Annotated in this window: 15 protein-coding genes and 4 pseudogenes; 16 read left to right on the top strand and 3 right to left on the bottom strand. The window is 73.8% G+C overall.

The features are described from left to right. Nucleotides 1–163: 163 nt before the first annotated feature. From AB0J08_RS30200 to AB0J08_RS30190, 3 genes and pseudogenes are all read left to right on the top strand, one after another. Nucleotides 164–316, top strand: a pseudogene (locus tag AB0J08_RS30200) (transcriptional regulator); the annotation flags it as partial. A gap of 282 nt (nucleotides 317–598) precedes the next feature. Continuing rightward, entirely contained in the window at nucleotides 599–1,174 is a 576-nt protein-coding gene (locus AB0J08_RS30195; protein ID WP_360641025.1) for a hypothetical protein, read from the top strand. Between the two features lie 188 nt (nucleotides 1,175–1,362). Further along, the gene (locus AB0J08_RS30190; protein WP_360641024.1) at nucleotides 1,363–1,923 is read left to right on the top strand and encodes a potassium channel family protein; all 561 of its coding nucleotides are present in this window, start codon (nucleotides 1,363–1,365) and stop codon (nucleotides 1,921–1,923) included. 1,059 nt (nucleotides 1,924–2,982) lie between these two features. Here the strand turns inward: AB0J08_RS30190 and AB0J08_RS30185 are convergent. Beyond that, nucleotides 2,983–3,264, bottom strand: a pseudogene (locus AB0J08_RS30185) (AMP-binding protein); the annotation flags it as partial. A 135-nt stretch (nucleotides 3,265–3,399) separates the two neighbouring features. Next, a pseudogene (locus AB0J08_RS30180) lies at nucleotides 3,400–3,690 on the bottom strand (hypothetical protein); the annotation flags it as partial. A 140-nt stretch (nucleotides 3,691–3,830) separates the two neighbouring features. Between AB0J08_RS30180 and AB0J08_RS30175 the strand changes: the two are divergent. From AB0J08_RS30175 to AB0J08_RS30160, 4 genes are all read left to right on the top strand, one after another. Then, entirely contained in the window at nucleotides 3,831–4,526 is a 696-nt protein-coding gene (locus AB0J08_RS30175) for a TetR/AcrR family transcriptional regulator (protein WP_360641023.1), read from the top strand. 171 nt (nucleotides 4,527–4,697) lie between these two features. Further along, the gene (locus tag AB0J08_RS30170; protein WP_360641022.1) at nucleotides 4,698–5,837 is read left to right on the top strand and encodes an NAD(P)/FAD-dependent oxidoreductase; all 1,140 of its coding nucleotides are present in this window, start codon (nucleotides 4,698–4,700) and stop codon (nucleotides 5,835–5,837) included. A 570-nt stretch (nucleotides 5,838–6,407) separates the two neighbouring features. Continuing rightward, nucleotides 6,408–7,586 (top strand): hypothetical protein, encoded by a 1,179-nt coding sequence (locus tag AB0J08_RS30165; RefSeq protein ID WP_360641021.1) that lies wholly within the window; start codon nucleotides 6,408–6,410, stop codon nucleotides 7,584–7,586. A 124-nt stretch (nucleotides 7,587–7,710) separates the two neighbouring features. After that, nucleotides 7,711–8,652 (top strand): helicase-related protein, encoded by a 942-nt coding sequence (locus AB0J08_RS30160; protein ID WP_360641020.1) that lies wholly within the window; start codon nucleotides 7,711–7,713, stop codon nucleotides 8,650–8,652. A gap of 479 nt (nucleotides 8,653–9,131) precedes the next feature. On the opposite strand, the pseudogene AB0J08_RS30155 reads toward AB0J08_RS30160, so the two are convergent. After that, a pseudogene (locus AB0J08_RS30155) lies at nucleotides 9,132–9,236 on the bottom strand (transposase); the annotation flags it as partial. Between the two features lie 200 nt (nucleotides 9,237–9,436). On the opposite strand from AB0J08_RS30155, the gene AB0J08_RS30150 reads away from it, so the two are divergent. Genes AB0J08_RS30150 through AB0J08_RS30110 form a run of 9 tightly spaced genes read left to right on the top strand, consistent with a single transcriptional unit; the run spans nucleotide 9,437 to nucleotide 25,971 of the window. Next, on the top strand, nucleotides 9,437–10,072 hold the full coding sequence (locus tag AB0J08_RS30150; RefSeq protein ID WP_360641019.1) for a hypothetical protein: 636 nt from the start codon (nucleotides 9,437–9,439) through the stop codon (nucleotides 10,070–10,072). Beyond that, nucleotides 10,069–10,356, top strand: coding sequence for a LysM domain-containing protein (locus AB0J08_RS30145; protein WP_360641018.1), 288 nt, complete (start codon nucleotides 10,069–10,071; stop codon nucleotides 10,354–10,356). Before AB0J08_RS30150 ends, AB0J08_RS30145 begins: the two co-directional genes overlap by 4 nt. 5 nt (nucleotides 10,357–10,361) lie before the next feature. Then, the gene (locus AB0J08_RS30140; protein WP_360641017.1) at nucleotides 10,362–11,564 is read left to right on the top strand and encodes a hypothetical protein; all 1,203 of its coding nucleotides are present in this window, start codon (nucleotides 10,362–10,364) and stop codon (nucleotides 11,562–11,564) included. 6 nt (nucleotides 11,565–11,570) lie between these two features. After that, nucleotides 11,571–12,278, top strand: coding sequence for a phage baseplate assembly protein V (locus tag AB0J08_RS30135; protein WP_360641016.1), 708 nt, complete (start codon nucleotides 11,571–11,573; stop codon nucleotides 12,276–12,278). Further along, nucleotides 12,279–12,692 carry a GPW/gp25 family protein gene (locus AB0J08_RS30130; protein ID WP_360641015.1) on the top strand — a complete coding sequence of 138 codons (414 nt, stop codon included), beginning with the start codon at nucleotides 12,279–12,281 and terminating at the stop codon, nucleotides 12,690–12,692. It begins immediately after the preceding gene. Further along, a complete protein-coding gene (locus tag AB0J08_RS30125) occupies nucleotides 12,689–15,376 on the top strand; it encodes a hypothetical protein (RefSeq protein WP_360641014.1) in 2,688 nt (895 codons plus the stop codon). Before AB0J08_RS30130 ends, AB0J08_RS30125 begins: the two co-directional genes overlap by 4 nt. Continuing rightward, nucleotides 15,376–18,126 carry a hypothetical protein gene (locus tag AB0J08_RS30120; protein WP_360641013.1) on the top strand — a complete coding sequence of 917 codons (2,751 nt, stop codon included), beginning with the start codon at nucleotides 15,376–15,378 and terminating at the stop codon, nucleotides 18,124–18,126. Before AB0J08_RS30125 ends, AB0J08_RS30120 begins: the two co-directional genes overlap by 1 nt. Continuing rightward, nucleotides 18,123–21,653, top strand: coding sequence for a hypothetical protein (locus AB0J08_RS30115; RefSeq protein ID WP_360641012.1), 3,531 nt, complete (start codon nucleotides 18,123–18,125; stop codon nucleotides 21,651–21,653). The genes AB0J08_RS30120 and AB0J08_RS30115 overlap by 4 nt, the downstream gene beginning before the upstream one ends. A gap of 13 nt (nucleotides 21,654–21,666) precedes the next feature. Next, nucleotides 21,667–25,971: a kelch repeat-containing protein gene (locus AB0J08_RS30110; RefSeq protein ID WP_360641011.1), complete on the top strand. Its 4,305-nt coding sequence runs from the start codon at nucleotides 21,667–21,669 to the stop codon at nucleotides 25,969–25,971. Nucleotide 25,972 lies beyond the last annotated feature (1 nt).

The raw sequence follows: 25,972 nt of genomic DNA, 5'->3' as shown, positions 1-25,972 counted from the left end.
GCCCGTCGAGTACGAGAACACCTACCACCTCACAACTGCAAAACCACAGGTCACAACCACAAGCTGAGGTCTCTATCGAACCCGGGGCGGTTCAACCAGCCCCATGGGCCCAGCTCCGGCTATACCCTGCCTGGCCAACGCTCAACTGGCAAAGTGAAGCGGAGGACTGATCCTGACCGCCTATAGCGCGGCCCCTTGCACCCCCGAGCACGACGCCCTGCGGCTCCTCGCCACCTGGGCCGCCACCGAGCACCCGTCAGACGGAGAGGAACTCCCCAGCACGTCGTCAACTGACATCACTTCTGGCAGGAACTGATCGCACCAATCAACCACATGCGCCGCATCCGTCACGCCCAGTTCATGCCCACTAGCCGTTCCTGGTCGGGCACGGACCCCTCAATCAGCGACAGAGTCCGGAAATCGAGCCAGAGCCCGTCCTTGTGAACAGAGCCACCTGGGTGGTGCTGGCGATGGCATTCGGGTGCTCGACGGCCGGGTCGTGGGGGATGGTGATGCCAGTCTGGTGGTGGGCGTGTGACACTCGGTCTTGATCGCAAGAGTTGTCACGGCGTTCTCGAGTGGCGAGAGGAGAAACCGGATGGGTGCGGATTCGGCTCCTGAGGTTCATCCCGTCGCACAGGGGGCGGTAGTACTGGCCAGCTTTGAGGATCGTCACGCCGCCGAGCGGATGCTGGCCTCACTCGGGCGGGAGTTTCGGAAGACGGCCCGAAAGGGGCACGTGGCGGCCGTCGTGGTCAGCGGCAACAAGGACGGTTCGCTGAAGGTCACCCAGTCCCGGGTGCTGACGGGAGCGGGTATCGCGGACGCCCTCCTGCGTATCTCTCTGTCGTGGACGATCGGGTTCATGGGCACGGTGTCGATGCTGAGAGGCGCCCAAAGGGGTGGCCACGCCGGCCATGTGCACAAGGGCCACGTCGGGTCGGATGAGCGAGCCGCCCACAGGATCCTTGCCCAGGCCGGTCCGAACGCCGCCGTCATCCTGGTTACCTGCCAGGACCGGGAGACACGAAAGACGGTTGCCGCGCGAGCGGCCGAGCGTGCCATCGCCAGCTGGGATGGCACGCGCGCGCAGTTCCTGGCCGACCTCGACCCGGGCAGCGGGCACGACTGGGTGCGCGCCGCTCTCGGCGAGCCCTCGGGCACGAAAAGCTGACACCGGCCGTCGCATGAACCAGGCGCGCCTCGTCAGTTTTGAGCGTTCCGTTCCAGCGAAAGCGGCTCACGCGTTGGCAGGATGGCGAGCCTTCCGACCGGCGCTGTCAAGACGCGCGAGCCAGCGCCGGAAGAAGGTGCCCCACCGCGTAAGGGAACGTCTTGGTCGATGGCTGAGGAGAGACGACGATGGCGACGTTGGGCGATCCCACCCCCCGGCAGCGCCGCTTCCTCTTTTTGCGCGCGGGGCTGCGCGCGCTGGTGACCGCCACATTGCTGGTCGTGCTGTATTATGTCCTGCCGATGAGCAGCACCCTGAACACGCACGCGGTACTGCTGCTGGTCCTCTGCCTGGCTGTCCTTGTCGCCGTGCTGGCCTGGCGGATTCGGGGGATCACCCGATCGCAATTCCCCGGGCTGCGGGCGATCGAGACGCTGGCGATGGCGGTGCCGTTGTACATCCTCGCGTTCGCCGCCACGTACTTCCTGACAGCGCGGGCGAACGGTTCCTACTTCTCGCAGCCGATGACGCGCAGCGGCGCTTTGTACTTCAGCATCACCGTGTTCTCAACCGTCGGCTTCGGTGACATCGCCCCCAAGACCGATGCCGCCATGCTGGTCGTTGGCGCCCAGATGCTCCTCGACCTCCTCCTGCTCGGCTTCGGTGTCAGAGTCTTTGTCAGCGCGGTGAACCTCAGCCGGCGGCGACATGTACAGGACAAGTCAAATGACTCTGCACACCCAGGATGACCGGAGGCAATCGCTCATGATGGCGCCTTGGGGGTGTCAGCCCGGAAAGGGTGGTAAGCGGTCCGAACCGCCCCGGACGTTTGGGCGCGGCGACCGAGGCGGAACAGGTGTTGTCGGGGCCGGGAGTGTCGGCTGCGCCGGGGCGCGTGTGCGGTTCTGCGGCGTGCTGCACGCGGACGTCGCCGCTCTGGTCGGTGTGTCCGCCGTGGATGACCTGCCTGCCCGTCCTGCCTGCCTGATCGTCCGCCGGCCGGGCCGTGCTGTCCGTCCTGCTGGTCTGGCCCGAGGTGTGGGGTGGTCGCGTTACTGGCCCTGGGTGACGGAACTCCCGCCCCGCCGGCCTGTCCCGCGCCCGCCCAGTGCTCTCCCCCCGAGCGGCAGGCGGAGAGCGCCGGGCGGACCACCTACCAGCTGGCCAGGGCCACCAGCTCGCAGCCCAGCAGGCGGCAGCCCGCCGGTTCGCCGAGCAGAACCGCCGTGTGAGGGGATGGGGTGGCGTCAGCGGGTTGGGGGGCAGCGGGCCACCGTGGGCACGCGCCCTGCTCCTAGCCGCCACCTGCCAGCACGCCATCGCCAACGGCGGCGACACTCCACGGGTCGCCCTTCGGTCAGACCGCCGGCCCCGGCGGCGAGACAGTCCCCACTGCCATCAGCCAGAGCGGCACAGTGCGCTGCGGCCGCCGGCGCGACCGGCGCGGAACGCCGCCCTTGGCTCATTCCTGGGGCTCTGACCTGCGGACACGATGGGTGATGCGAGCATGGAACCCCGCTATCCCCTCGGGCCACGGGTTGACCTGTTGATCGTCAGCTCATCAGCACACAGCCATCTCTGCGAGCCCAACCCCACATCCGTCACGCAGATGCGGTTGCAGTATTGGCCGCTGTCGGCCTACTACTTGCGGCCGACGACGGGCCTCCTGCTGGCCAGTCAATTAGCAGGTCTGTCCCATGCCCCGAGCAGCGGTTAAGGGTAGTCAACGAGCCTCCTACCTTGCGGTCATGCGCGCGTCGGTGCGGAGAGGGCCGGAGCGGGTGTGGGGTCGCGGTGTAGCAGGACGGTCATGGCGCCGGTGATGCCGAGGGAGACGGTGGCACCGGGGCGTAGCCGAGGATGTGGGCGAGCTCGGACCGCCCGAGCCGGGCGTTGATCGGGGCCCGCAGCAGACCGGCCTTGTAGAGCGCGAACTCCACCACCAGCAGCTCGCCGCGGTTCCACGCCAGGCTCGCCACCGCGTCGCCGGGACGCAGCCCCCGCGCCACCAAGGCCGAGGCGAGCCGGTTGGCGTGCTGCTCCAACTCCCGGAAGGTCCAAGCCTGTTCGCCGCAGACCAGAGCGCGTTCGTCGGGCCACCTTTAGAGCTGCCTGAGAACGCGGGCAGCCGACCGGCCCGCCGCAGTAGCGCCACCCCGGCATCCCGCTGGCCGCCACACCGGGATTCACAGGAAGCTCTTCAGCTCTCCCCTCATCCGAGGTTTTCAGGGCGGGGTCGGTGGAGTGAGCGACCGCACGGTGCCAGTGAGGCATCCGTCGAGGAGGGCGGACCGGAGTTGGAGGTGTCGCGGCCTCGGCGAAGGGTGTAGGTGAGGTGGTCGGGGTCGGTGAAGGCGGTGTTCGCCATCGGGCCGCGTCGCAGAAGTGAGCCGCGTCGCAGAAGTGACCAAAGGCGTTCGGCCGGGTCGAGGTCGGGTGCGTACGAGGGCAAGGACGATCGGGCCGCCGAGCTGGATGTGTGCGAGGACGGCGAGGTCGCGGTAGTCGGTCCAGGTGGCGCCGATTGGGGGATCTTGGTCAGCGGGCGTACCGGCCCGGCGCCCCGTGAACACGGGCCTGCGGGGCCTGGCGGGTGTTTGGAGGTGAACGGTACTTCCGCGCAACCCCGTGCGAACATGTTCGTTACGATCGGGGTGTGACTGCGAAGCGAGAACCGATCAGCCGGCGTGATCGACCTGCGAAGCCCGCCCTGACCCGGCACGGGATCGTCGATGCGGCGGTGCGGGTCATGCGCTCCGAGGGGCTGGAGAAGGTGACCATGAGGCGCCTGGCCCAGGAGCTGGATACCGGTCCGGCGTCGCTGTACGTCTACGTGGCCAACACCGCCGAGCTGCACGCGGCGGTCCTGGACGCGCTCCTGGGCGAGGTGGACCTGCCTGTCGGCGGAGCCGGCGCCGCCTGGCGTGAGGAGCTCGTCGCGGTGCTGACCTCCTACACCCGCCTGCTCTTCGAGCACCCGCAGCTGGCCCGCTCCGCGCTGGTCGCCCGCCCCAGCGGCGCCAATTACCTCAACCTGGTCGAATGCCTGCTGCTGCTGCTCTCGCGCAGCGGCGCCCCGCGCGAGCAGGTCGCCTGGGGCGTGGACAACCTCCTGCAGTACGCGACCGCGACCGCGGCGGAGCACGGCACCCAGGAGCGCGACCCGATGAGCCAAGACGACTGGGACGAGCTCGCCCGCGCCGCCCACGGCGTGGACGAGGCTGAGCATCCGATGATCAAGGCGCATCTGCCGGCGCTGCTGTCCGGCACCCAGGACGCCCGGCTGTCCTGGGGCTTCGACCTAGTGATCAACGGAATCCTCCACACCCCCGTCCCGGACGCCACCGGCTGAGCCCCGGAAAGCCCTGAGGGCCTCGGACTCCCGCCCCCGGACCGCGCGAGGGAGCGGACGGGGCGCAGTGCATCCATCGGCGAACTTGTTCGCTACGAACATGTTCGTTAGGTTGGAGGGGTGGCCCCGGCGAGGAGGGCCGCGGTGCCATCCCCACCCCCCGGAGACCCTATGAACACGCACCACCCCATCGCGATCATCGGCGCTGGCCTTGGCGGCCTCACCGCCGCACGCGTCCTGCACGTCAACGGCATCGAGGCGGCCGTCTTCGAACTGGAGGCGTCACGCGAGGCCCGCACCCAGGGCGGCATGCTCGACATCCACGAGGAGAACGGCCAGAAGGCCCTGCAGGCCGCCCACCTCCACGACGGCTTCCTCAAGATCATCCACGAGGGCGGCCAGGCCATGCGCCTGCTCGGTCCCGACGGCACCGTCCACGTCGCGAAAGAGGACGACGGCACCGGTGGCCGGCCCGAGGTCGACCGCGGCGACCTGCGCGACCTGATCCTCGACTCGCTCCCCAACGGCACGGTCCGCTGGGACAGGAAGGTCACCGGCGTGCGCGCCCTGGACGGCGGACGCCACGAGGTGACCTTCGCCGACGGCTCCACCCTCACCACCGACCTGCTGATCGGCGCCGACGGCGCCTGGTCGCACGTGCGACCCCTGGTCTCGGACGCCAAGCCTGTCTACACCGGCATCTCCTTCGTGGAGACCGACCTGCTGGACGCGGGCACCAGGCACCCGCGCAGCGCGGCCGTGGTCGGCGGCGGGTTCTTCATCTGCCTCGGCCACGAGCGGGGCTTCCTCGCGCACCGGGAGACCGATGGCAGCCTCCACGTCTACATCGCTCTCAAGTCGGACGAGGGCTGGCTGGAGACGGTCGACTTCACCGACCTGCCGGCGGCGAAGGCAGCCGTGCTCGCCCACTTCGAGGGATGGGACGAGGCCCTGCGCGTTCTGATCGCCGACGCCGACACCATGACCCCGCGCCGCATCCACGCCCTGCCGGTGGGCCACCGCTGGAACCGCGTGCCGGGCGTGACACTGCTCGGCGACGCCGCCCACGTGATGTCCCCCTTCGCCGGCGAAGGGGCGAACCTCGCGATGTTCGATGGCGCCGAACTCGCCTCGGCCATCGCCGCCCACCCCGGCGACGCCGAGGCAGCCCTGAACGCCTACGAGGAAGCCCTCTTCCCGCGCAGTGAAGCCTCCGCCGCCGACTCCGCCCAGAGCCTGGACGCGATGTTCGGCCCGCAGGGCCTGGAGCAGATGACGGCCTTCTTCACCACCGGCCCGGCAGCCCCATAACCCCGGACGCTCGCCGCGATCCCGCCGGGTGTCAGCGAGCCGTTGCGTTCCGGGTGCCAGGTCGGCACCAGGCCGGGGTGGGCCTCGGCGAGCGAACGGGCGAACGGGCGGCCCACCTTGGTCGCCGAGCCGTGGGAGGCCGGGCTGGTGGAAGCTGTGGGAGTTCTCATGGCCCTACCTTCTGGAAGGCCTCCGACACCGTGGCCGCCGTCCGAGCGACATAGCGATGGCACGCCGAGCGGACTTGACCCGGACAGAGCAGCTCGCCACCACCCGCAAGGCGACCGGATCCGGATTGTGGTCCGGGGGCGAGCTCAGCAGCGTTGCCGGTGGGGGCGGCGGGCGAGGTGGGCGCGGGCGTCGGTGCGGGGGACTGTGCGGCAAAACTGCCCGGTCTGAGCGTGGCAATGGGGGCAGGGGCCCCGCCGAGGTTCCTTAGGCGGGCGACGTGGGCGACGCTGGACGTCCCGCAGATCCCGGCCCCGGCCGGGCCGAAGCTGGGCGACTGGTTCGCTTGGCTGGGCACCGGGCTGCCGCTGCGCGTCGAACGGGCTCACCCCTCGGGGCGGCATGGTGTGCCTGACCGCCGCCGCACTCAAGCAGCTCGGCCTGCCCGCCGCCCTGCCGACGACCGAGAAGGCCCTGACCGCGCTTCACACCAAGCTGGCGAAGGCCGCCGCCACGGTGGGCATGGAGATCAGCGACCACATCGGCCCCTCCTTCCACGCCTTCCGCCGCACTGGATCGGCCGGCGGCCCGAAGACCTCGGTCCGGGTCACCATCGCGCCGTGGCTGGGCCAGGGCGACGGCCGCCAGCAGGCCACCAGCGCCCTCGTCGCCCCGCTGGCCACCGCCCTCGACGGCACCAAGGACGGGCTCACCCTGACCCGCCGCTACCGCGCCTTCACCACCGACCTCGGCGTCGCCCCCGGCGCGACCACCGCCTCCACCGCGATGCTGCTCCTGGACGCGGTGCGCCCGCGCGTGGAGTGGACCAAGGACCAGACAACGGGAGAGTGGTCCTCCCACCTGCGCGAGGGCGCCCTGCCCAGCGGCGACCTGTGCGTGCCGCCGGCGGCCGGGGCCCGCCACCCGCTCACCCGCGAACTCCTCAGCAAGGGCGAGGCGGTGTGCGAGGAGGAGGACTACAAGTGGTGGGCCCGCGAGCTCACCGAGCAGGAGGCCGTCCGCCCGTGGGCGGTCGCGGTCGACGTCTGCGCCTCCTACCTCTCGGTCACCGACTCCCCGCGCCTGCCCGTTGGTCCGCTGGAGTACGTGGAGAATCCGGCGTGGGACGGCGGCAAGACCGCCGGACTGTGGTGGGCGGATTTCACCGGCATCGCGGTGGACGAGCTGCTGCCGCACCCGGCCACCTTCCACGGCCGCCCGCCGACCGGCCCGGGCTGGTACGCCACCCCGACCGTCGCCTACATGGCCACCACCTACGGCTTCGACCCGGCGACCATCACCGCCGCCTACCTGGCCGCCCACACCGCGCCGCTGCTCAAGGAGTGGACCGGCCGGATCCGCTCGGGCTACAAGCGCGCCTACGCCGACCTGGGCCTGGTGGACGGCCAGGCCCCGGAGGAGTTCCTGGCCGCTTACGCCGTGCACAAGGACGTCGGCACCGACCCCATCCGCGCGGACGCGCTGGTCCTGGCCGGGCTGTACAAGGGCATTTACAAGGGCGGCATCGGCAAGTGGGCCGACTCCGCCCGCCACCTCGACGACCAGACGTGGCTGGAATAGATCGTCGCCTCCTGGTCCTACCGCCCCGAGATCCGCCTCCACATCGTCGCCACCGCCCGCATCGCCGCCCATCGCCGCCTGCGCAAGACCCGGCTGCTCACCGGTGTCCGCCGCGTGGGAGTTCGTGAGCATCCTGCTGGACGCTTCGGAGCTGCTCGAGGACGCGGAGCGCCCGGAGCGGATCTGGGCGAAGGTCGTGGCCGGCACCGACCGTCTCAAGGACCGTCGGGCCGCCTTCGCCGAGTTCAAGGCCCACACGGGGGAGGACGGCGAGGAGTGCGGCATCCTCTGCAACTCCTGGCTCCTGTCGGAGGGCATCGACGTGGCCGCCGTGGACGCGATCTGCTTCGCGGACCCCAAGAGCTCGGTCATCGACATCGTCCAGGCCGTCGGCCGCGCGCTGCGCCGGTCCTACCGGCAGGGCAAGGTGTCCTGGGTCATCATCCCGGTCTACCTGCCGACGTCGGAGGTCGGCGACGACACCGCAACCGCGTACCCGGCCGAGGTCCACGACGCCGGCGAGGCCGTGAAGGCCGAGGCCGACGCCGAGATCGAAGCGTCCTCGTTCCGCACGATTTGGCGGGTCCTGCGCGCGCTCGCGGCGCACGACGCCCGGGTGGTCGGCCGGATCACCGAGCTGCGCGCCAGCCGCTCGCAGGGCACCGCGCACACCACTACGGCCAAGCCGGCCGAGGCCGCCGAGGGCGAGCAGCAGCCAGCGCCGGTCGAGTCGCCGATCGAGTGGCTGCGGATCAACGCGAAGCAGCACGCGGCACGGATTCTCCTGACCGACAAACTTCGCGCGTTCAACCCGCGCGCGGTCGAGTGGCAGCGGGTACACGCGGTCGCGGCGGTCTTCCACCTCCAGCGCGCCACCTCGCGATCCCGGCCGCCGCGAAGCTGGACGCCCTGGACGAGCTGTGGCGGCTGGAGCCGGACTGGAACCGCTCCTACCGACGCCTGCTCGCCTACCTCGCCACCGGCGCAACCCTGGACAGCCCGGCGAAGCGGATCCGGCATTCCGGCCCGGCGCCTGGCCGCGCAAGCAGGACAAGGCCCGCACTGACAGGAAGCTGACTGACCATCAGACCGCGCCGCTCCTGGACGCCCTCCACCGACACCCCGAGACCGTCACCGGCTGATGCGGCGGCCGGTGCGGCGGCCGCCGTGGTGGGTGCGAGGCCGGTTGGCAGCAGTGCGAGCGCCGAGGCGCCGGCGAGCAGCCCGCGGCCCAGGCGTTGAGTGAGTATCACCGAGTAGTCGTTCCCCGGTCGTCGAGTCGGCGGCGCGGGCACGCGTCGCCGAAGGGAGAGCGGACACAGCGGTGTCGTACCAGCTCAGCGACCTTCCCCCGGGCCGGATCATAGAGGGTGGATACGAACGGTCGCGCCGAGCCGGCCAACGCCGCCCGGAGCGCCGGTCGGGGCCGGTCCCAGGTGCCGGCACAGGATGCGCCCGGCGAGGACCCGGGGGCGTGGTGGTGGTCGCCGCCGTACCCGGGTGCGTACCGGGCGTCCTCGGAGGTGGCCTCCACCTTCCCCGGGACAACCGTCGTTGGCGCTTGCGGACCAGCTGTGGCTCGAACGAGCCCTCCCGGTCACGCGGCACCTCGATCTCGACCGGGCCGACCCCGGCTCGCACCACTGCTTCGTGACCGCCGCTCGACCGCCGAGCCGCGGGCCCGACGACGCCACGTCAACCGAAACGAGCGATTTGCGCCTTTCGCGTGCACCTCGGCGCGGTTCGTTGCAGCGGGCAGTTCGGGTACGTCAAGCTGACGCCCACTCAGCGACCCAGGCGGCGAACCGGCCGGCGGGCCGACCGCATCGTATCGAGACAGGGGCTGCGTGGTGCCGGCACTCAAGGGGGCCTTCGTCAAGTTCGACGCGGGGCTGCTCGGAGGGCTGCCGAACATCGTGCTGTTCCAGTTCAATCCGGAGACGGTGAGCCGGACCCCGGGTCTGGCCTTCCCACCCGATCCCCCCGACGGTTCCGGCCCCGCCCCCGTGAACCAGCCGGGCGAGCCCGACGAGGCCATCTCGTTCACACTGCGCCTCGACGCCACCGACCAGCTGGCCGGCGGCAACCCGATCGCCCTGGTGAGCGGGGTACTGCCCGCACTGTCGGCGCTCGAACTGCTGATGTACCCGCAGGAGTCGTTGGCGACCTCGCTGTTCGGCGGCGGACCGCAGCCGTACCGCAGCCCACCGGCGCAGCTGCCGACCGTGCTGTTCTTCTGGGGCCCGTACCGGCTCATCCCGGTCACCGTCACCAACCTCTACGTCACCGAGCGCGAGTACGACCGGATGCTCAACCCGATCCGGGTCGAGGTGAACGTCTCCCTGCGGGTGCTCACCCCGGTCCGGCTCCCCGCGGACGCCAAACTCGCCATCGGCGCGTACAAGTACACCCAGTCCGCGCGCGAGGTGATGGCCGCCCTCAACCTGGCCAACGTCGCCGGAGACCTGCTGGGGGCCCTTCAGTGACCGATCCCGGCAGCCGGTACGCCGAGGCCGCCCGGCGTAGCCGCCTCGTCACCACGCAGGACGGCCGGGTGCACGCGGTGCTGCCGACCCGCTTCGTCCCGCCCACCACCGGCTGGTACCACCACACCGTCGTCGAGGGCGACCGGCTCGACCTCCTCGCGGCGCGCTACTACGGGCGTGCCGACCGGTTCTGGCTGATCGCGGACGCCAACCCGGGCGTCGATCCCGAGGACCTGCTGACGCCCGGGGCCCGGATCACCGTCCCGCCGGACCGGGCGGGGTGACGGCCGTGCCGGAAAAGGCCTTCCAACTACGCTGCGGCGGTGCCCCGGCCGCCGACCTCCACCCCGACGTCGAGTTCGTCGAGGTGGACGAGAGCGTCGACGGCAGCCTCTTCACCGTCCGGCTGCGGCTCACCGCCGGGCCCGACGGCGAGTGGAGCCACCTGTCGGACGAGCGGTTCACGCCGTTCGCGCCGTTCGGGGTGGACCTCGGTTTCACCGGCGGCGGTGGTCCCGCAGGAGCCGTCGGCGGCCTGCTCGGCGGCGGTGCCCCCGGACCGGAGCCCATGGCCGAGGGCTACGTGGTCGGCGCCACCGTGCGGCTGACGGGCCGTGACGCCCACCTCGACGTGTTCGGGCAGGACCCGTGGGCCGTCCTCGGCCAGGAGGAAAAGACCGTGGCCTGGCCGGACCTAGCGGACTCCGACATCGCCAAGCAGATCCTTGCGGCGGCCGGCTTCGAGGCCGACATCACCCCGACCGCCCCGCTGCGCGAGGCGGCCGGGACGACCGTGGTCCAGCGTGGCACCGACGCCGCCCTCCTGCGGGCGATCGCCCGCCGCAACGGCTTCGAGGTGCGGTTCGTCGTCGGGAAGGGCTCGGCCCGCTGCCGGTTCGGACCGCCCGCCCTCGGCGGCTCGCCGCAGCCGGACCTCGCGGTCCGGTTCGGCGCGGCCGGCAACCTTCGCTCCTTCGAGGCCACGCTCGACGGACGCCTGCCGCTCGCGGTCCGCGCCGAGCAGGTGGCCCCGGAGACCAGGGGGACGTCCGTCGCCGAGGCGACCCTCCCCACCCAGCGCCTCACCGGCCGGACCACCCTGGCCGACCTGGCCGGAAGCGCCCTGGCCCGGGCGGCCCGGCCGCTGCGCGCTCCCGGCACCCTGCTGCTGACCGCCACACCGACCGCCGACCCGTCCGAGCTGAGCCGACAGGCCCAGGCGGCCCGGGACGAGGCGGCCTGGCTGGTCGACGCGGTCGGCGAGATCAACAGCGACGCGTACGGGCACGTGCTGCGGGCCGGCCGGACCGTGCTCGTCAAGGGCGTCGGGTCCCTGCACAGCGGCCTGTACTACGTGACCCGCGTCGTCCACCGGATGCGGCCGACCGGCGAGTACCTGCAGCATTTCGAGGCCCGCCGCAACGCGGTCGGGCTGGACGGCACCGAGGCGTTCGGCGGCGGGGCCCCGGGCCTGCCACTGCCGGGACTGTGAGGCGCGGTGGAACCCCTGGAACACGTGGTCGCCCGGCTGGTCGAGCGGGTCGAGGGACGGTACTTCGGCAAGTACCGGGGCATCGTCAGCGACGTCGACGACCCGCGGGCGCTGGGCAGGGTCCGGGTGCGGGTGCCGCACCTGACCGGGGACGTCGAACTGGGCTGGGCCCTGCCGTGCCTGCCCTACGGTGGGTTGCCAGGCGAGGGGCTGTTCACCGTCCCCGGCAAGGGCGCGGGGGTCTGGGTGGAGTTCGAGGGCGGCAACCTCGCCTACCCGGTGTGGACCGGCAGCTGGTGGGCCACCGGCGAGGTGCCGCAGGACGCGGGACCGGCGCAGAAGGTGCTGCGCAGCGCCAAGGGGCACGTCGTCGTGCTCGACGACGAGGAGGAGACCCTCACCGTCACCGACGCCAACGGCAACAGCGTCACCATGGACTCCGCCGGAGTCGCTATCGAGGACGTCGGCGGCAACACGGTCACCATGGACGCGGGCGGCATCACCATCGGCGGCTCCACCGTGGCCATCGGGGAGCAGGCCACCGACCACCTGGTCGGGCACGCGGCCCTGAACACCGCGCTGCAGGCGCTGGTACAGGCTCTCGCCACGCACACCCACACCGTCAACGGGCCCACCGGACTGACCAGTCCGCCGGTCGTCCCGATCGTCCTGGGCCTGGACGCGGCCAAGTCCCGACACGAGGTGGAGCTCTAGATGGCCGCCTCCCCGGAGCGCCACCTCGCTGTCCCGTTCGATCTCGCCCCCGGCGGCGGCCTGCGCACCTGCGGCCCCGAGCAGCACCTGCGCGACCTCGTCCTGCAGGTCCTGCTCACCGAGCCGGGCGAGCGCATCAACCGGCCTGACTTCGGCTGCGGCGTGAGGTGCCTGGTCTTCGCCGGCGGCGACGAGATCCAGCGCGCCACCACCCGGTTCCTCATCACCCAGAACCTCGACCGCTGGCTCGGCGACCGGCTGCGGGTGGAGCAGGTCGACGTCCGGGCCGATCTGGGGGCCGAGGAGGTGCTGCGCGTCACGATCGTGTACGTCGTGAAGCAGACCGGCACCCGGCAGGCGCTCTCCGTGGCCGCCGGCGCCGGCGGCCTCGTCGCGACGGAGGCCGGGCTGTGAGCGGCCGGCCCGCGAGGCTGGGCGGCGCGATGGTCCCGGCGCCCCCGTTGGCGGGAGCCCGTCCGCTCCTGCGCGCAGGCATGGTGGGGATCGCCCGGGTAGACGTCGTGGACGCCGACCCGGCCGCCGGTACGCCGCCGCTGCTGGTCGTCCGCCTCCAGCCCGCCGACGCCACCGACCGGGCGCCCTGGCTGCTCGACCGCACCGGGTACGCCCTGTCCGGTGGTGCCCGGTTGCACCCGCGCATCGCCGACGTCACCCCCACACCCGGCCGGCGGGACGAGGTGACCCTGCGGCTCGACGCCGAGGGCGACCGCGACGGCTACACCCTGGCCCTGGTGGGGGCGAACGCCGACCCGTTCCACGGCACCGCCGGCCTGCGGTTCCGGCTGGACTGCGCCGGTACCGACTGTGCCGCGGCACCCGCGACGGTCGCTCCGCCTGCGCCCGCCACCGTGCGGATCGACTACCTGGCACGGGACTTCGAGGGGTTTCGCCGTGCCCTCCAGGACTTCGTACCGACCCGGGCCCCCGGCTGGACGGAGACCAACGAGGCCGATGCCGGCGTCATGCTGCTGGAGCTGTTCGCGGCCACCGCCGACGGCTTCAGCTACGTCCTCGACAGAGTGGCCAACGAGGCCTTCCTGGACACCGCGACCGAGCGGCGCTCGGTGGCCGGACACCTCGCCCTGATCGGGTGCTCGCTGGACGAGGGCGCCTCGGCCGAGACCGTGCTCCGGTTCCGGGTCAGCCGCTCCCACCTGCTGGTGTCGGGCTTCGCCGTCCGGCAGCAGGACATCACCGGCGCGGGGCCGGGCGGCGAGGGCCAGGACGGCGCGGTGTTCGAGACCGTGGCGGACGCCGTGCTGCTGCCCGCGCACAACGAGCTCACCCTCTACGACTGGGACAGCCCCGACGGCTACCTTCCCGCCGGGGCCACCTCGGCGCACCTGGTCGGCGACCTCCCCGCCCTGGCAGCCGGCGACCTCCTCGCCCTGCGCGACACGGTGACCGGCCGGGCCGAGGTGATCCGGCTCGACCGGGCACCCGACAGGCTCCCACCGTCCGCCTTCGGCGCCAACGGGACGCCGGCGCTCACCCGGGTCACCTGGAGCCGCGACACCGCGCTCCGGCGCGACCACCCCGTCCGACGGACCGCCGTCCGGGGGAACCTCGTTCCGGCGAGCCACGGCCTCACCCGGCGCGAGCGGATCGTGCTCACGGCGCCGGGCCGGGGCGGCGGCGAGACCACCGCCGCCGCCGCCGGGACGAGCGCGTGGGCGACCGCCCGGCCCGCGGTGGCGGTCCCGACCACCGTCATCCTGGTGACGGTCTGGGGGTTGGCGGACGGTCAGGACGTCGTCGTGGTGGTGGTGTCGCCGCTGGGCGACCGCACCGTGCACACCGTCGACCAGGACGGACCCGGCGCCGTGGACGGCTTCCCCGTGCCGATCGTCCCGGACGCCCCGGTGGGGCTGTGGCGGGCCCTGATCGGCCGCACCGTCGACGAGGCGCTGACGGCTCCGCAGGCCGTCGCCCGGTGGGAGGTCCGGCCCGCAGACGCACCTGCGGCGCCGGACGCCCCGCCCCCGCGGCTGCGCGTGCCCGTCCCCGGCGCCCCGCTGGGCATCGACGCCGCCGGCCGGCCACAGCTGCAGGTGGTGATCGACGGCACCGAGTGGCAGTGGGCCCCGACCCTGCTCGACAGCGGCCCGCGCGACCGCGTGTTCACCCTGGAGTTCGGCGACGGCGGCGCCGCGACGATGCTGTTCGGCCAGGGCGGGACGGAGCAGGCCGGCCGGGGAGCCTTCGGACTGCGCCCGCCCGACGGCGCCGTCGTCGACCTGCGCTTCCGGGTGGGCCTCGGGACCGGTGGCAACGTCCCCGCGGGAACGCTCACGGTGCCCGCGGACCAGGAGGCGGAGCAGGCCGGTAGCCGGACCGGGCCCGGCGGCTGGCTGCTCTCCGTCGACAACCCCGTTCCCGCCATCGGCGGCCGCGACCGCCAGGACCTGGACGACGCGCGCCGGGCCGGCCCGGCCGCCGCGGGCCGCCGCGAGGTCGCCGTCACGGCGCGCGACTACGCCGACGCGGTTGCCGAGTTCGACCGCTCCGCGGGCGGCGGGCTGATCTCCCGGGCCGGTGCCGAGTTCCGGTGGACCGGCAGCTGGGTCGCCGTCGACCTCATCCTGGACCTCGCTGGGGGCACCGAGCTCGACGACCGGCTGGCCGCCGAGCTGCTCACCTTCCTCGACCGGCGGCGCCTGGCTGGCTACGATCTCCGGCTGGTGCCCGCCCGCGACCTGCCGCTCCAACTGGCCCTCACCGTCTGCGTCGAGCCCGGGTTCCTGGCCGGCGCGGTCGGGCAGGACGTCGCGGCGGCCCTGCGCCCCGGCGTCCGGGCCGACGGCTCACGCGGCCTGTTCGACCCGGAGCACCTGAGCTTCGGCGACCCGGTGCTGCTGAGCCGGCTCCACCTCGCGCTGTCGGCCGTGCCCGGCGTCCGGTCCGTCACGGTCGACGTGCTCGCCCCGCTCGACTCCGCCACACCGGAGGCGGACACCGCCCGGGTGAAGGCGACCGGTCAGCTCACCGTCAGCCGGGACCGGATCGCCCGGCTCGACGACGACCCCGCCCGCCCGGAGCGCGGCCGGCTCACGCTCGCCACCCGGGGAGGCAGCTGATGGCGCGAACCGACGGCCCACCCGTCGCCGGCACCGCGGGCGTCCCATCCCGCCGGCCGGAGAACCTGCCCGGTCGAAGCCGGGTGAACTACCGCCTCGGCACGTTCGAGACCTTCCGCCGAGCCATGCTCGATGACCTGTCGCTCCAACTGCCCGGCTGGCACGAGTCAGAGTCCGCCCCCGACCACGCCACCGCGCTCGTCGACGCCTGGGCCTACCTGGCCGACAGCGCCTCCCTCTACGCCGAACTGGCCGCCAACGAGGCCTTCGTCGGCACGGCCACCCAGCTCGACTCGCTGCAGCGCCTGGCCCGCCTGGTCGGCTACCGGCCGGGCCCGGGCTCCGCCGCGCGGGTGCTGCTCGCCCTCACCGTCGACCCGGCGCGGGCGGGGGAGGCGGTCACCGTCCGCCGGGGCACCCGGGTGGGAGGGCGGGCCGCGCCGGACCGGCTGCCGGTGGTGTTCGAAACCGATCAGGCGGTGACCGCCCGTGCCGAGCACAACAGCATCCCCCTGGCGTCCGCCGGTCCGGCCGACCAGTTCGCCCCGCTCGGCGCGCTCGCGGCGGTCGCGGTGCTGACCACGCCCGGCGCGCCGGGCCGGTCCGCAGGTCAGGCGGCCGACTTCAACCGGATCGCCAACGACCTCGGGCTGGTCTTCCCGCTCCTGGCCGGGGCCCTGCTGCAGACGGGACGCCACCCGGCACCCGGCCGGCCGCCGACGCCCCCGCCCGACCCGGCGGAGCAGGCCCTGCCCGACGCAACGAGCGGCCTGCGCCGCACGGTGCACGTGGCCGGCACCGGGCTGCGTCTCCGGGCCGGCGGGTACGTGCTGGTCTTCGACCGCTTCGACGGGAACGGAGTGCCGGCCGGGGAGGGACTGCTCCGCGAGATCGCCGAGGTCCGGGAGGACCGGCGGGCGGGGCTCACCGCACTGACCTGGGTCGAGGACGGGACCGTCTACGCCACGGCACCGGGCACGGCACCGGCCGTCTACGCGCTGCGGGAGGCCGCGCTCCCCTTCGGCGCCGGCGCCCCACGCTTCGCCGACATGCCGAAGCCGCCCCCGCAGGGCTTCACGGACTGGGACGCCGACCCGGGCCGCTGGCTGCCCGACGAGGCCTTCGTCCTGCACCTCGACACCGTCGTCGCCACCGCTGCGGCCGGGAGCGACGCCGACCCCCGCTTCGCGGTCCTGCTCGACGTCAGCGGCGCCCGGCGCCCCTACCGCACCTTCCGGCTGACTGGCGCCGACACCGTCATGCACCTCGGATTCGCCCTCCAGGGCCGGGTGACACGGCTCCGGCTCGCCTCCGCCATCCCCGCGACGCGGTTCCTGCGGCGTGCGACCACCGTCCTGCTCTGCTCGCAGCGGCTGCCGCTCGACGACCGTCGCCCGCTGCCCGAGCCGCTCGGCGGCGACCGGCTGCTCCTGGCCGGCCGGTACCCGGACCTCACCCCGGGACAGTCGGCCGTCGTCACCTCGACCGTCGCGGGCGAGCGCGGTGAGAGCACCCTCACCGAGGCCGTCTCCGTCGAGGAGGTGAGGGTGCTGGACGCCTCGGACCTGACCCTGGTCACGCTCCGCGCCCCGCTGACCCGCCTCCACCAGCGCTCCCGCACCGCACTGCTGGGGAACGTGGTGGTGGCGAGCCACGGGGAGACCGCGCCCGCAGAGACGCTGGGCAGCGGGGACGGCACCGCCTGGCAGACCTTCCGGCTGCGCCGCGGCCCACTGACGTACCTGCCGGACAGCGAGGGCATGCTGCGCAGCACCCTGCAGGTGAGCGTCAACGGGGTGCGGTGGACCGAGCGGGCCACCTCGGCCAACGACGCAACCGCAGAGGGAGCCGCCTTCACCGTCGAACACCCGCCGGGCGACTCCCCGGGCGCCGTCGTCCGCTTCGGCGACGGCAACTCCCGCCCGCCCACCGGCCGGGACAACGTGGTCGCCACCTACCGGTGCGGGCTCGGCTCCGACGGCGCCGTCCCGCCCGGGGGCGTGACCCGGCTCGTCGACGCCGTTCCCGGCCTGCGCGCGGTCACCAACCCGCTGCCCGCCGAAGGCGCCGCCGATCCCGAAACCGCCGACGGCATCCGCCGCAACGCCCCCGCCTCGCTGCGGACCCTGGACCGGGCGGTGTCGGTCTCCGACCACACCGAGCTCGCCCTGGCCTTCCCCGGCATCGCCCGGGCCCGGGCCAGCATCGCCCCGGCCGGCGGTGGCGGCGAGGGCCTCGGCGTCGGCACCGAGATCCGCCTGACGGTGGCCCGGGCCGACCGGCAGCCGCTGACCGGCGACCACCTCACCCGCCTGCGCCGCTACCTCGACGCCCGCCGGGACGTGAACCAGCCGCTCCGGATCGTTGACTTCACACCGGTCGCCGCGGACGTCACCGTGGTGGTCGACCTGGACGACCGCTACGGACGCCGGACCACCCTGGCTGCCGTCCGGGCCGCGCTCGCCCAGCGCACCGGCCCGGACGGCAGCCCCGGACACCTCGCCACCCTCGGCTACGGCGAGGCGCTGCGGGTCAGCGGGGTCTACGCCGCCGCGCAAGCGGTCCCCGGGGTGACCCGGGCCGTGGTCACTCGCCTCTGCGCCGCCGGCACGGTCGGTGAACCCGCCCTGCTCGACGTGCTGCCCGTCCCCGCGACCGGCCTCGTCCTGGTCGCGGACGATCCCGCCGACGGCGCCGGGTTGCGCGGCAAGCTCACCGTCCTGCTCGGCACCGGGGGGTACGCGGAATGAGGCACACCCGGGAGTTCTGGCTGGAGCGCCTCTACGCGCGGGTGCCCGCCTTCCACCGCGAGCAGGACCTGGCGATCGCCCGGCTCCGGTTCCCAGGCCTCGACGACGGGCAGACCCTCGAACGGGCCCCGCTGCGCAGCCTGTTGCGAACGATCGCAGCCCAAGTCGCGGCGGTGCGCCAGGATCTCGACGACCTCTGGGACGACTTCTTCCTGGAGACCGCCGAGGACTGGGTGGTCCCCTACCTGGGCGCGCTGGTGGGGACGACACTGCTGCCCAACCCGGTCGGGCGGAGCAACCGTCAGGACGTCCGCAACACCCTGGCCTGGCGCCGGGCGAAGGGCACGCCGACGATGCTCGCGGGGCTGGCCCGCGGCACCACCGACTGGGGCGCCGAGGTCGTCGAGGGCTTCCGCACGCTGGCGTGGACACAGCACGCCGCGCACGTCCGCCTCGACCGTCCGCTCACCGTCGACCTGCGCGACCCGGTGGCGCTCGCGCGGCTCGGCACCGCGTACGACCCGTTCGGGCACCTGCCCGACTTCCGCACCCCCGGGCGTTCGGGAGCGACCGGGCAGGGCGGGCGGTACGACCTCGGCACGGTCGTGACGTTCCTCCGCCCGCTGCAGACCTTCCCGCAGCGCGGGGTGACCCCGGCCGCCACGGTGCCGGGGAAACCCGCTCCCGCGGGCGCCCGGGCCCACACCTTCGACCCACTGCACGAGGAACTGCCGCTGTACGGCACGGACGGGCTGCCGGTCGACCCGGTGGCGTTCGCCGCGGACCCGGCCACCGCATTCGGGCCGGAGCGCGCCTTCGTGGTGCGGCGCGCCGGAGTACCGCTCGCGCTGGCCCGCGGCGGCGGGCACGGCGAACCGGACGCCGGCGGCCGGGGAGCCGGCGCAGCAACGGACGCCGAGCCAGAGGAGGACTTCGCCTTCGGCGCCCCCGACCCGGCGACCAGTCTGCACCCGACGGAAGGGATGCGCGTCCTGGACCCGACGGTGTTCCGGCGGCCCGCCGAGCACTTCACGGTGTCGGCGCTCTGGTACCCCGACGCGGCCCCTGGCCCGATCGCACCGGTCCGGCTGGGCGCGATCGCGACCTCGCTACTGCCCGACACCGCCCGGGCCTTCCGCACCGACCGGCCGCTCGGCGGAGCTGGCCGGCTGGTGCTGCGCATCGAAACCGGCCTCCCCGACCCGCTGCCCGGCTGGGCCGGCCTCGCAACGGCCGACGCTGGCCGGTTCCCGGCCTGCGAGCTCGCCGTGCGCGACGACCGGCCGCCGCGCGCCGCCCGGCACGGCGGGGTGCCCTCGGCCGCCGGCCGGTACGCGGGCGCGGTGACCGTCCACCTGCCGGAGGTGTTCGTCTGGCCCGGCCGGCCGGTCGACCTGCTGGTCGCCGCCGACGGCTCGACGTACCGGGTCGAACCGCCGGCCGACCCGGCGGCGGGCGGGCCGCCCGTCAGGGGAAGGCTCGCCCGTGCCTCGGACGGCCAGGCCTGGCCGTCCGCCGGGGTCACCCGACCGGTGACCTGGCCCTACCGGGCCGACGGCGGCGTGCACCGGGTGCGCGGGCTCGTGGTGGCCGACCGCACCCGGTTCACCGGACTGCCCGGCCTCGTCGTGGAGGTCCACGAGCTCGCGGCCGTACCGCAGCTGGCCGGCGCCCTGGTGACCGCCGACACCCCGATGACGGACGAGCACCGGGCCCGGCTGGCCGTCCCGCCCGGGCTGACCGACTGGCCGGCCTTCACGTTCCTGCCGAGCCGCGACGCGGTCGCCGACCGGATCCCGGTGGAGCGGACCGTGCTGATCGCGCTGGAGATCCGCCGGGCGGCGGTGCCCGGCCCGGGCGAGCCACCCGCGGTCTGGCCGATGTCCGAACTGGTTGTCACCGACCGGGCCGGCGGCGCGCTGCTCACCTACCTGCCCGAGGCCGACCTGGTGGCGGACGACGGCAGCGGGGGCCCGGTCGCGCGGTTCGCGCTCGGCGCCGACGGCTCCAGTTGGACGATGCCCGGCGGGATGCGGCCGGGAGCCCCCGGGATGCTGCCGCCGGGCTCGGTGCCCGCCCGGGCCGCCCAGGGGCAGGTCCTGCCGCTGGAAGGCGCCGTGCCGCTGCGCCGCCGTCGCGTCGTACACGGTCCCGCCCGGTCCGGTGAGCTCGGGGTCGACCCGGCCCGCGGCGTGTTCTGCCTGGCGCCGGACGACCCGCTGGTCGCAGTCGAGCCGGCCGAGCGCGACCTCACCGTCGACTACGTCGAGGCCTTCAGCGGCCCGGTTGGTGCCCGCGGCGTCCGAACCGCGCCGACCGCGGTGGGGGGCGGCGAGGCCGGGGCCGCGTCCACCCGGATCGTCTCCGCCAGCGGTGACGCCGCGGTCCGGCTGCCGTTCGGCCGGATCCACCGCACCCCGGCCGAGGCGGTCGCCGCGGCCGACGCGCTGTGGGCGGCGACCGGGGCCGCCGTCGACGAGGTCATCGAGATCGTCGACAGCGCGAGCTACGCCGGTTCGGTCGCGCTCGACTTCGGGCGGCTCGGCGCGGCGGCGGCGCGGCTGCGTCGGCACGTCACCATCCGTGCCGGCGGCCCGACCGGGGCGGCCCGGCCGTGCCTGGTGCCGGACGCGCCGGACACCGACGCCGCGCTGGTGACGGTGCGCGGCATGACCGGCCTCGGCACCGTCCAGGCGCTCTCGGTCGACCACGCGCTGCACCTGTCGGGGCTGCTGATCGGCGGCCGGATCCGGGTGACCGATGGCTTCCTGACGGCACTGCGGCTCGACACCTGCACGCTGCACCCGCCGTCCGACGGCCCGGCCGACGGACCGGCCGGCGCGACGGCCCTCCGCTGGGACGACGCCGACCCCGACCACCAGGCCGAACTCGCCTTCACAGCCTCCATCCTGGCCGGGATCCGCACCGGCCCCGGGGTGGCGTTGGTGACCGGGACGGACTCGGTGCTCCACCGGTCTGCCGGGCAGCGGCCCGGCCTTGCCCTGGGCGGCCCGGACGTACCCGGCCGGACCCGCGCGGCGGAGGCCGCAGACCCTGCAAGTGACAGCCCGGCGCGCCGGGTCAGGCTGCACCGGGTCACCGTGCTGGGCCGGCTGCGCACCGAGGAGTTGGAGGCGGACGAGGCGCTGCTCGTCGGCGCGGCCGTCGCGGACACCCGGCAGAGCGGGTGCCTGCGGTTCAGCCGCGTCGAACCGGGATCGGTGCTGCCGAGCCGACACCGTTGCGTCCCCGGGGACGACGACCTCGCCCGCGGGGACACCGCGGCGGCGTCCTTCGGCTCGTTGCGGCCGCGCTCGGCACTGTTCGCCGCGCTCGGCGACGCCTCCTCCCCCCTCGTCCTCACCGCCTCCGGGACCGGGGACGAAGTGGGCGCGTTCGCCGCCGGCCACAGCGGCCTGCGGCGCGCCAACCTCGCGGCCAAGCTGGCCGAGTTCCTGCCGGCCGGACTGCGGCCGGTGATCGTCGTCGAGGACGGGGCCTGCGCCCGTCCTCCCGGGACCGTCTAGAAGGAGCCGCAGCATGAAGGCCGATTTCTCCCGACTGCGCGTCGACGACGTGTCGGGGGACGAGTGGTTGCAGCAGCAGGGCCGGGTCTGGCTCGACTCCGACTGGAACGAGGCCGCACTCGCCCGTCTGCGCCGCCTCGAACACCACGTGCGCGACCTGGTCGGCCTCCGGGGACGCCCTGCGGCGGGGCGCGGGTTCCTGCTGGGCGACGGCGGGAACGGCGTCCTGACCATCGGTGGCGGCGCCGGGGTGGCTGGCCGCTTCTACCTCGACGGGCTCCAGGCCGCCAACCCCGCTCCCACCACCTACACGACCCAGCCGGACTACCCGAACGCCCCGCCGCTGCCGCTGCCCACCGGGCCGGCCACGGGCTGGGAGCTCGTCGGTGACCTGGCCGCGCCGCGGGCCGGGCACGGCTCGGCGCTGGTGCACACCGACCCGGACGACACGGAGGGCCACGGCATCGTCCTGGTCTGCGGCGGCACGGTCGCCGGAGCGGCCACCGCGACCGCGGAGCTGTTCCAGCCGGACACGGCGGTCTGGACGGGGACCGGGGCGATGACCACCGCCCGGACCGGACACTCGGTCACCGACCTGTTCGACGGGAGGGTCCTGGTCGTCGGCGGGATCGGGCCCGCCGGTGTCACGCTCGCGTCCGCGGAGATCTACGACGTCTTCGAGGGCACCTGGACGGCGGTGGCCGCGCCCGAGAAGGCCCGCTCCGGCCATACCGCCACCTTGCTGAGCGGAGGCCGCGTGCTGGTCGCCGGCGGCCTCGGACCTGCCGTGGGTCCGCTCGGCGGTGCCCCCGGCACCGTCGGCGACCCCGTCGCCGAGGCCGAGATTTACGATCCGGACAGCAACACCTGGACCACGGCGGCTGCCATGACCGTGCCGCGCGGACGCCACGCCGCTGTCCGGATCGACCGTAACCTGGGCCCCGACCGGGTCCTCGTCTGCGGCGGATTCCGTGGGGGCGGCGCAGTCGCGTCGGCCGAGGTCTACCACGCCGCGGCCGACGAATGGCGGGCCATGCCCGACCTCGCCGCGGCGCGCACCGGACACACCGCGACCGCGCTGAGGGACGGCCGCGTCCTCGTGGTCGGCGGGGCTGCGGCCGAAGAGCCGCTGGACTCCTGCGAGCTGTTCGACCCGGACGCCGGCGCCTGGCGGTCGGCGGCTCCGATGGCCGCCAAGCGCACCGGGCACGCCGCCGTGGAGCTGGCGGGCGGACAGATCCTGGTGACCGGCGGGCACCGCGGCGACCGCCCGCTGGCCTCGACGGAGCGCTACGATCCCGGCGCCAACCGCTGGACGGTGGGCAGCCCGCTCGCCGAGGCGTGCGCCTGGCACCAGGCCACAGTGCTCGACCACGGCTCCGTCCTGGTGAGCGGTGGGACTAGTGAACCGACCCTGGCTATCGGCGCCGGCGGGGAGATCCCGACCACCGAGCTCCTCGACCCGGTCGAGACCACCGCGGCCGTCGCGTACCTGGAGGTCTGGCGACGCCTCGTCGGTTTCCTCCAGGAGGACCGCCGCGAGACGGCGCTCGGCGGGGCCGACACCACCGTGCAGCTGCGGACGGTCGCCCAGGTCAAGGTCGTGCGGGTGCCCCCCTCCCACTTTCCCGACGGCCTCGGCTGCGAGCACGCCGCGGGCTACCTGCCGGACGACGGCGCCGGCCGGCTCTCCACCGTCGTCACTGCGGCCACGCCTACGGGCGGCCCCTGCGACACGGCCGTGGACAGCGGGTACTCCGGCCGGGAGAACCGTCTCTACCGGGTCGAGATCCACGACTCCGGCGAGATGCTCGGCACGCTGGCCCCAGGGGCCGTGCCGCTGGCCGCCGACGCCTCCGGCGGCCAGCGGGAACTGAAGGTCGGTGAGCTCACCGCGATCCAGCGGGCCGCCCTCCTGGTCGGCAGCTGGGAGCTGGTCGACAAGTTCCCCTTCCACGAGGAACGCGAGGTGGTGTCGATCGCCGAGGTGGACGCCACCGGCCGGGTGCGGCTCAGGACACCGGTTCGCCGCGACAGCTTCTACCAGGTGGCGGATGGAGCGGCCCTGGTCCCGCGGCGGGACGTCGCACGGCTCGCCGAGCCCGCCGCCGCTAGGGCGCTCTCGGTGCGCCTGGTGCCCGGGGAGGGGCCGAGCCCCGCAGAGTCCGCGGCCGGCCGCCTCGCCCGCCGCGGCTGGTTCCTCCGCGACGGCCAGACCACCGAGCCGGTGGCCGTGACGAGCTACGATCCGGTGACCGGCGTGGCCAATCTGGCCGAGCCGCTCCACTCCGCGCACTCGGTGAACGCGGAACTGGTGCCCCGGGCCCGCTACAAGTGGTCGGCGGAGAACGCTGGGTTCGCCACCGCGGTCACCGCCGTGCTGCACTCCGACCTCACCGCGGCGACCACCACCGTGAAGGTCGGCAGCCTCGGTCGCGACCGCGCCGGGCAGCTGCGCGTCGGGGACCTCGTCGAGATCGCCGGCGACTCCGACGAACTCGGCCCGGGGCGCGGCCTGCTCTGCCGGATCGCCGCCGACCCGGACCCGGACGCCCTCACCGTCACCCTCGACGCTGCCGACCCGTTGCTCGTCCCGGAGCGCAGCGCCGAGATCCGGGCGGACCACGTCGTGCTGCGCCGGTGGGACGGCCTCGGGTTCGTCGGACTGGAGGAGGTCGACCTCGGGGAGGGAGTGAAGATCGGCTTCAGCGGTTACGACTTCCGGGCGTCCACCTACTGGTGGTTCACGACGCGGGCCCGCGACGCCTCGATTGAGACCCTGAACGGCGTCCCGCCGCACGGCGTCCGACGCCACCGCACGCCGCTCGCCATCCTGCACTGGCGCAGTGACGACCAGGGCGGAGTCGTCCTGGACCGGGTGGTCGACTGCGCGCCGGTGTTCGACCCGCTCACCGGCCTCCAGGCCCGTCACATCGCCTACGACCCCCGGCGCACCGGCCTCGGCGACACCGTCCAGGAGGCCATCGACGCGCTCGCCCCGCAGCACCACGCCCGGGTGGCGCAGAACGGTATCAGCTGGCGCAACGACCGGACGCTGCCGCTCACGCAGCTCAACGACGGCCTCACCGTGGACTTCACCGAGCCGATGGCGGAGGCGACGCTCACCGACCGCACGGTCGAGCTCTGGCTGCACGTGCCGGACGACGACGACCCGCTGGTCCACGCCCTGCGGGTGCCCTGCGTGGTGACGCCCGGCCCGCGGCAGCCGCCCCCCGCCGGGAGTCCCCGCCCGGCCGGCGCCGACCGGGTCACCTTCCGCCCCAGGACCCCACTCGACCCCGTCCGCGTCGGGCAGTGGCTGGGCCGGCTCCGGGCGATCCAGGGCAGTGCGGCGCTGCGCGCGGACGTCGTCCTGCACAGCGCGAAGATCCTCGACGAGGCGCGGAAGCGGCCGCTGGACGGCACGGTCTTCGGGCGGCTCGTCCAGCAGGGGTACGATGCCGTGACCGCTCTGCGCCTGCCCTCCGGGAACGGCCGCCCGGGCGGTGACTTCGAGAGCTGGTTCTTCGTAGCCGCGCCCCCGGCCCCGGTCCGGGTCACCCGGCTCGACCCGCCGAACCGGGAGCCCGTGGACCGCTTCCCGGACGCGGTCCACGTGATGTTCAGCAAGGACGTGCTCCTGGCCGACGTCCGGGCCGCCGGCAACGTCGTCGTGCAGGGGCCGAACGGTGCCGCGCTCGCCGTCCGGGTCGACCCGTTCCCGTTCGACGCCGCCGCCGAGACGTGTTCGGGCATCACGATCACCCCGACGGACCCCAAGTGGGGAGGTCAGGGCAAGCACGTCCTGACCCTGTCGAACCGGATCCACGACGTCGACGGGCTCACGCTCGACGGGAGACGCGACGGCACCTCTGCCGACTTCACCGCGACCTACTTCTTCCTCCCGCAGACCCCCGTGGAGCCGGTGCCGGTCCGCGTCGCCTCGATCCAGCCGGCCAACGGGGTGACGCTGAAGCGGTTCCCGGCGGTGATCCGGCTCGACTTCACCAAGCTGGTGCGGTTGGACACCCTGAACCGGCAGACCGTCGAGATCCTGCAGACCAATCCCGACGACCCGCTCGGTCTCGGCGATGTGGAGGGCAGCATTGTCCCGTTCGGGGAGGCCAAGCCGGGCCTGGTCAAGGGCTTCACCTTCGCGCCCGCGGACCGCAACTCTCTCCTGTCGCCCGGGCTCTTCATGATCGGCCTGCGCCACGACCAGGGCTCGGTCGTCCTCGACGAGGACGGGCTGGTCCTGGTCGGACAGAGCGAGGCACAGCCGTTCAGCTCCGAGTTCACCGTGCGGCCCGAGCAATGAG

The sequence above is a fragment of the Kitasatospora sp. NPDC050463 genome, assembly GCF_040655255.1.
In the GTDB taxonomy this organism is placed as follows: Bacteria; Actinomycetota; Actinomycetes; order Streptomycetales; family Streptomycetaceae; genus Kitasatospora.
This window is presented reverse-complemented; position numbering and strand designations above follow the sequence as displayed.

Excerpts from the sequence above, each read along its gene's own strand:
- AB0J08_RS30115 (WP_360641012.1), top strand. The coding sequence starts at position 18,123 with ATGAGGCACACCCGGGAGTTCTGGCTGGAGCGCCTCTACGCGCGGGTG.
- AB0J08_RS30120 (WP_360641013.1), top strand. The coding sequence starts at position 15,376 with ATGGCGCGAACCGACGGCCCACCCGTCGCCGGCACCGCGGGCGTCCCA.
- AB0J08_RS30110 (WP_360641011.1), top strand. The coding sequence starts at position 21,667 with ATGAAGGCCGATTTCTCCCGACTGCGCGTCGACGACGTGTCGGGGGAC.
- AB0J08_RS30190 (WP_360641024.1), top strand. The coding sequence starts at position 1,363 with ATGGCGACGTTGGGCGATCCCACCCCCCGGCAGCGCCGCTTCCTCTTT.
- AB0J08_RS30165 (WP_360641021.1), top strand. The coding sequence starts at position 6,408 with ATGGTGTGCCTGACCGCCGCCGCACTCAAGCAGCTCGGCCTGCCCGCC.
- AB0J08_RS30195 (WP_360641025.1), top strand. The coding sequence starts at position 599 with ATGGGTGCGGATTCGGCTCCTGAGGTTCATCCCGTCGCACAGGGGGCG.
- AB0J08_RS30130 (WP_360641015.1), top strand. The coding sequence starts at position 12,279 with ATGGCCGCCTCCCCGGAGCGCCACCTCGCTGTCCCGTTCGATCTCGCC.
- AB0J08_RS30170 (WP_360641022.1), top strand. The coding sequence starts at position 4,698 with ATGAACACGCACCACCCCATCGCGATCATCGGCGCTGGCCTTGGCGGC.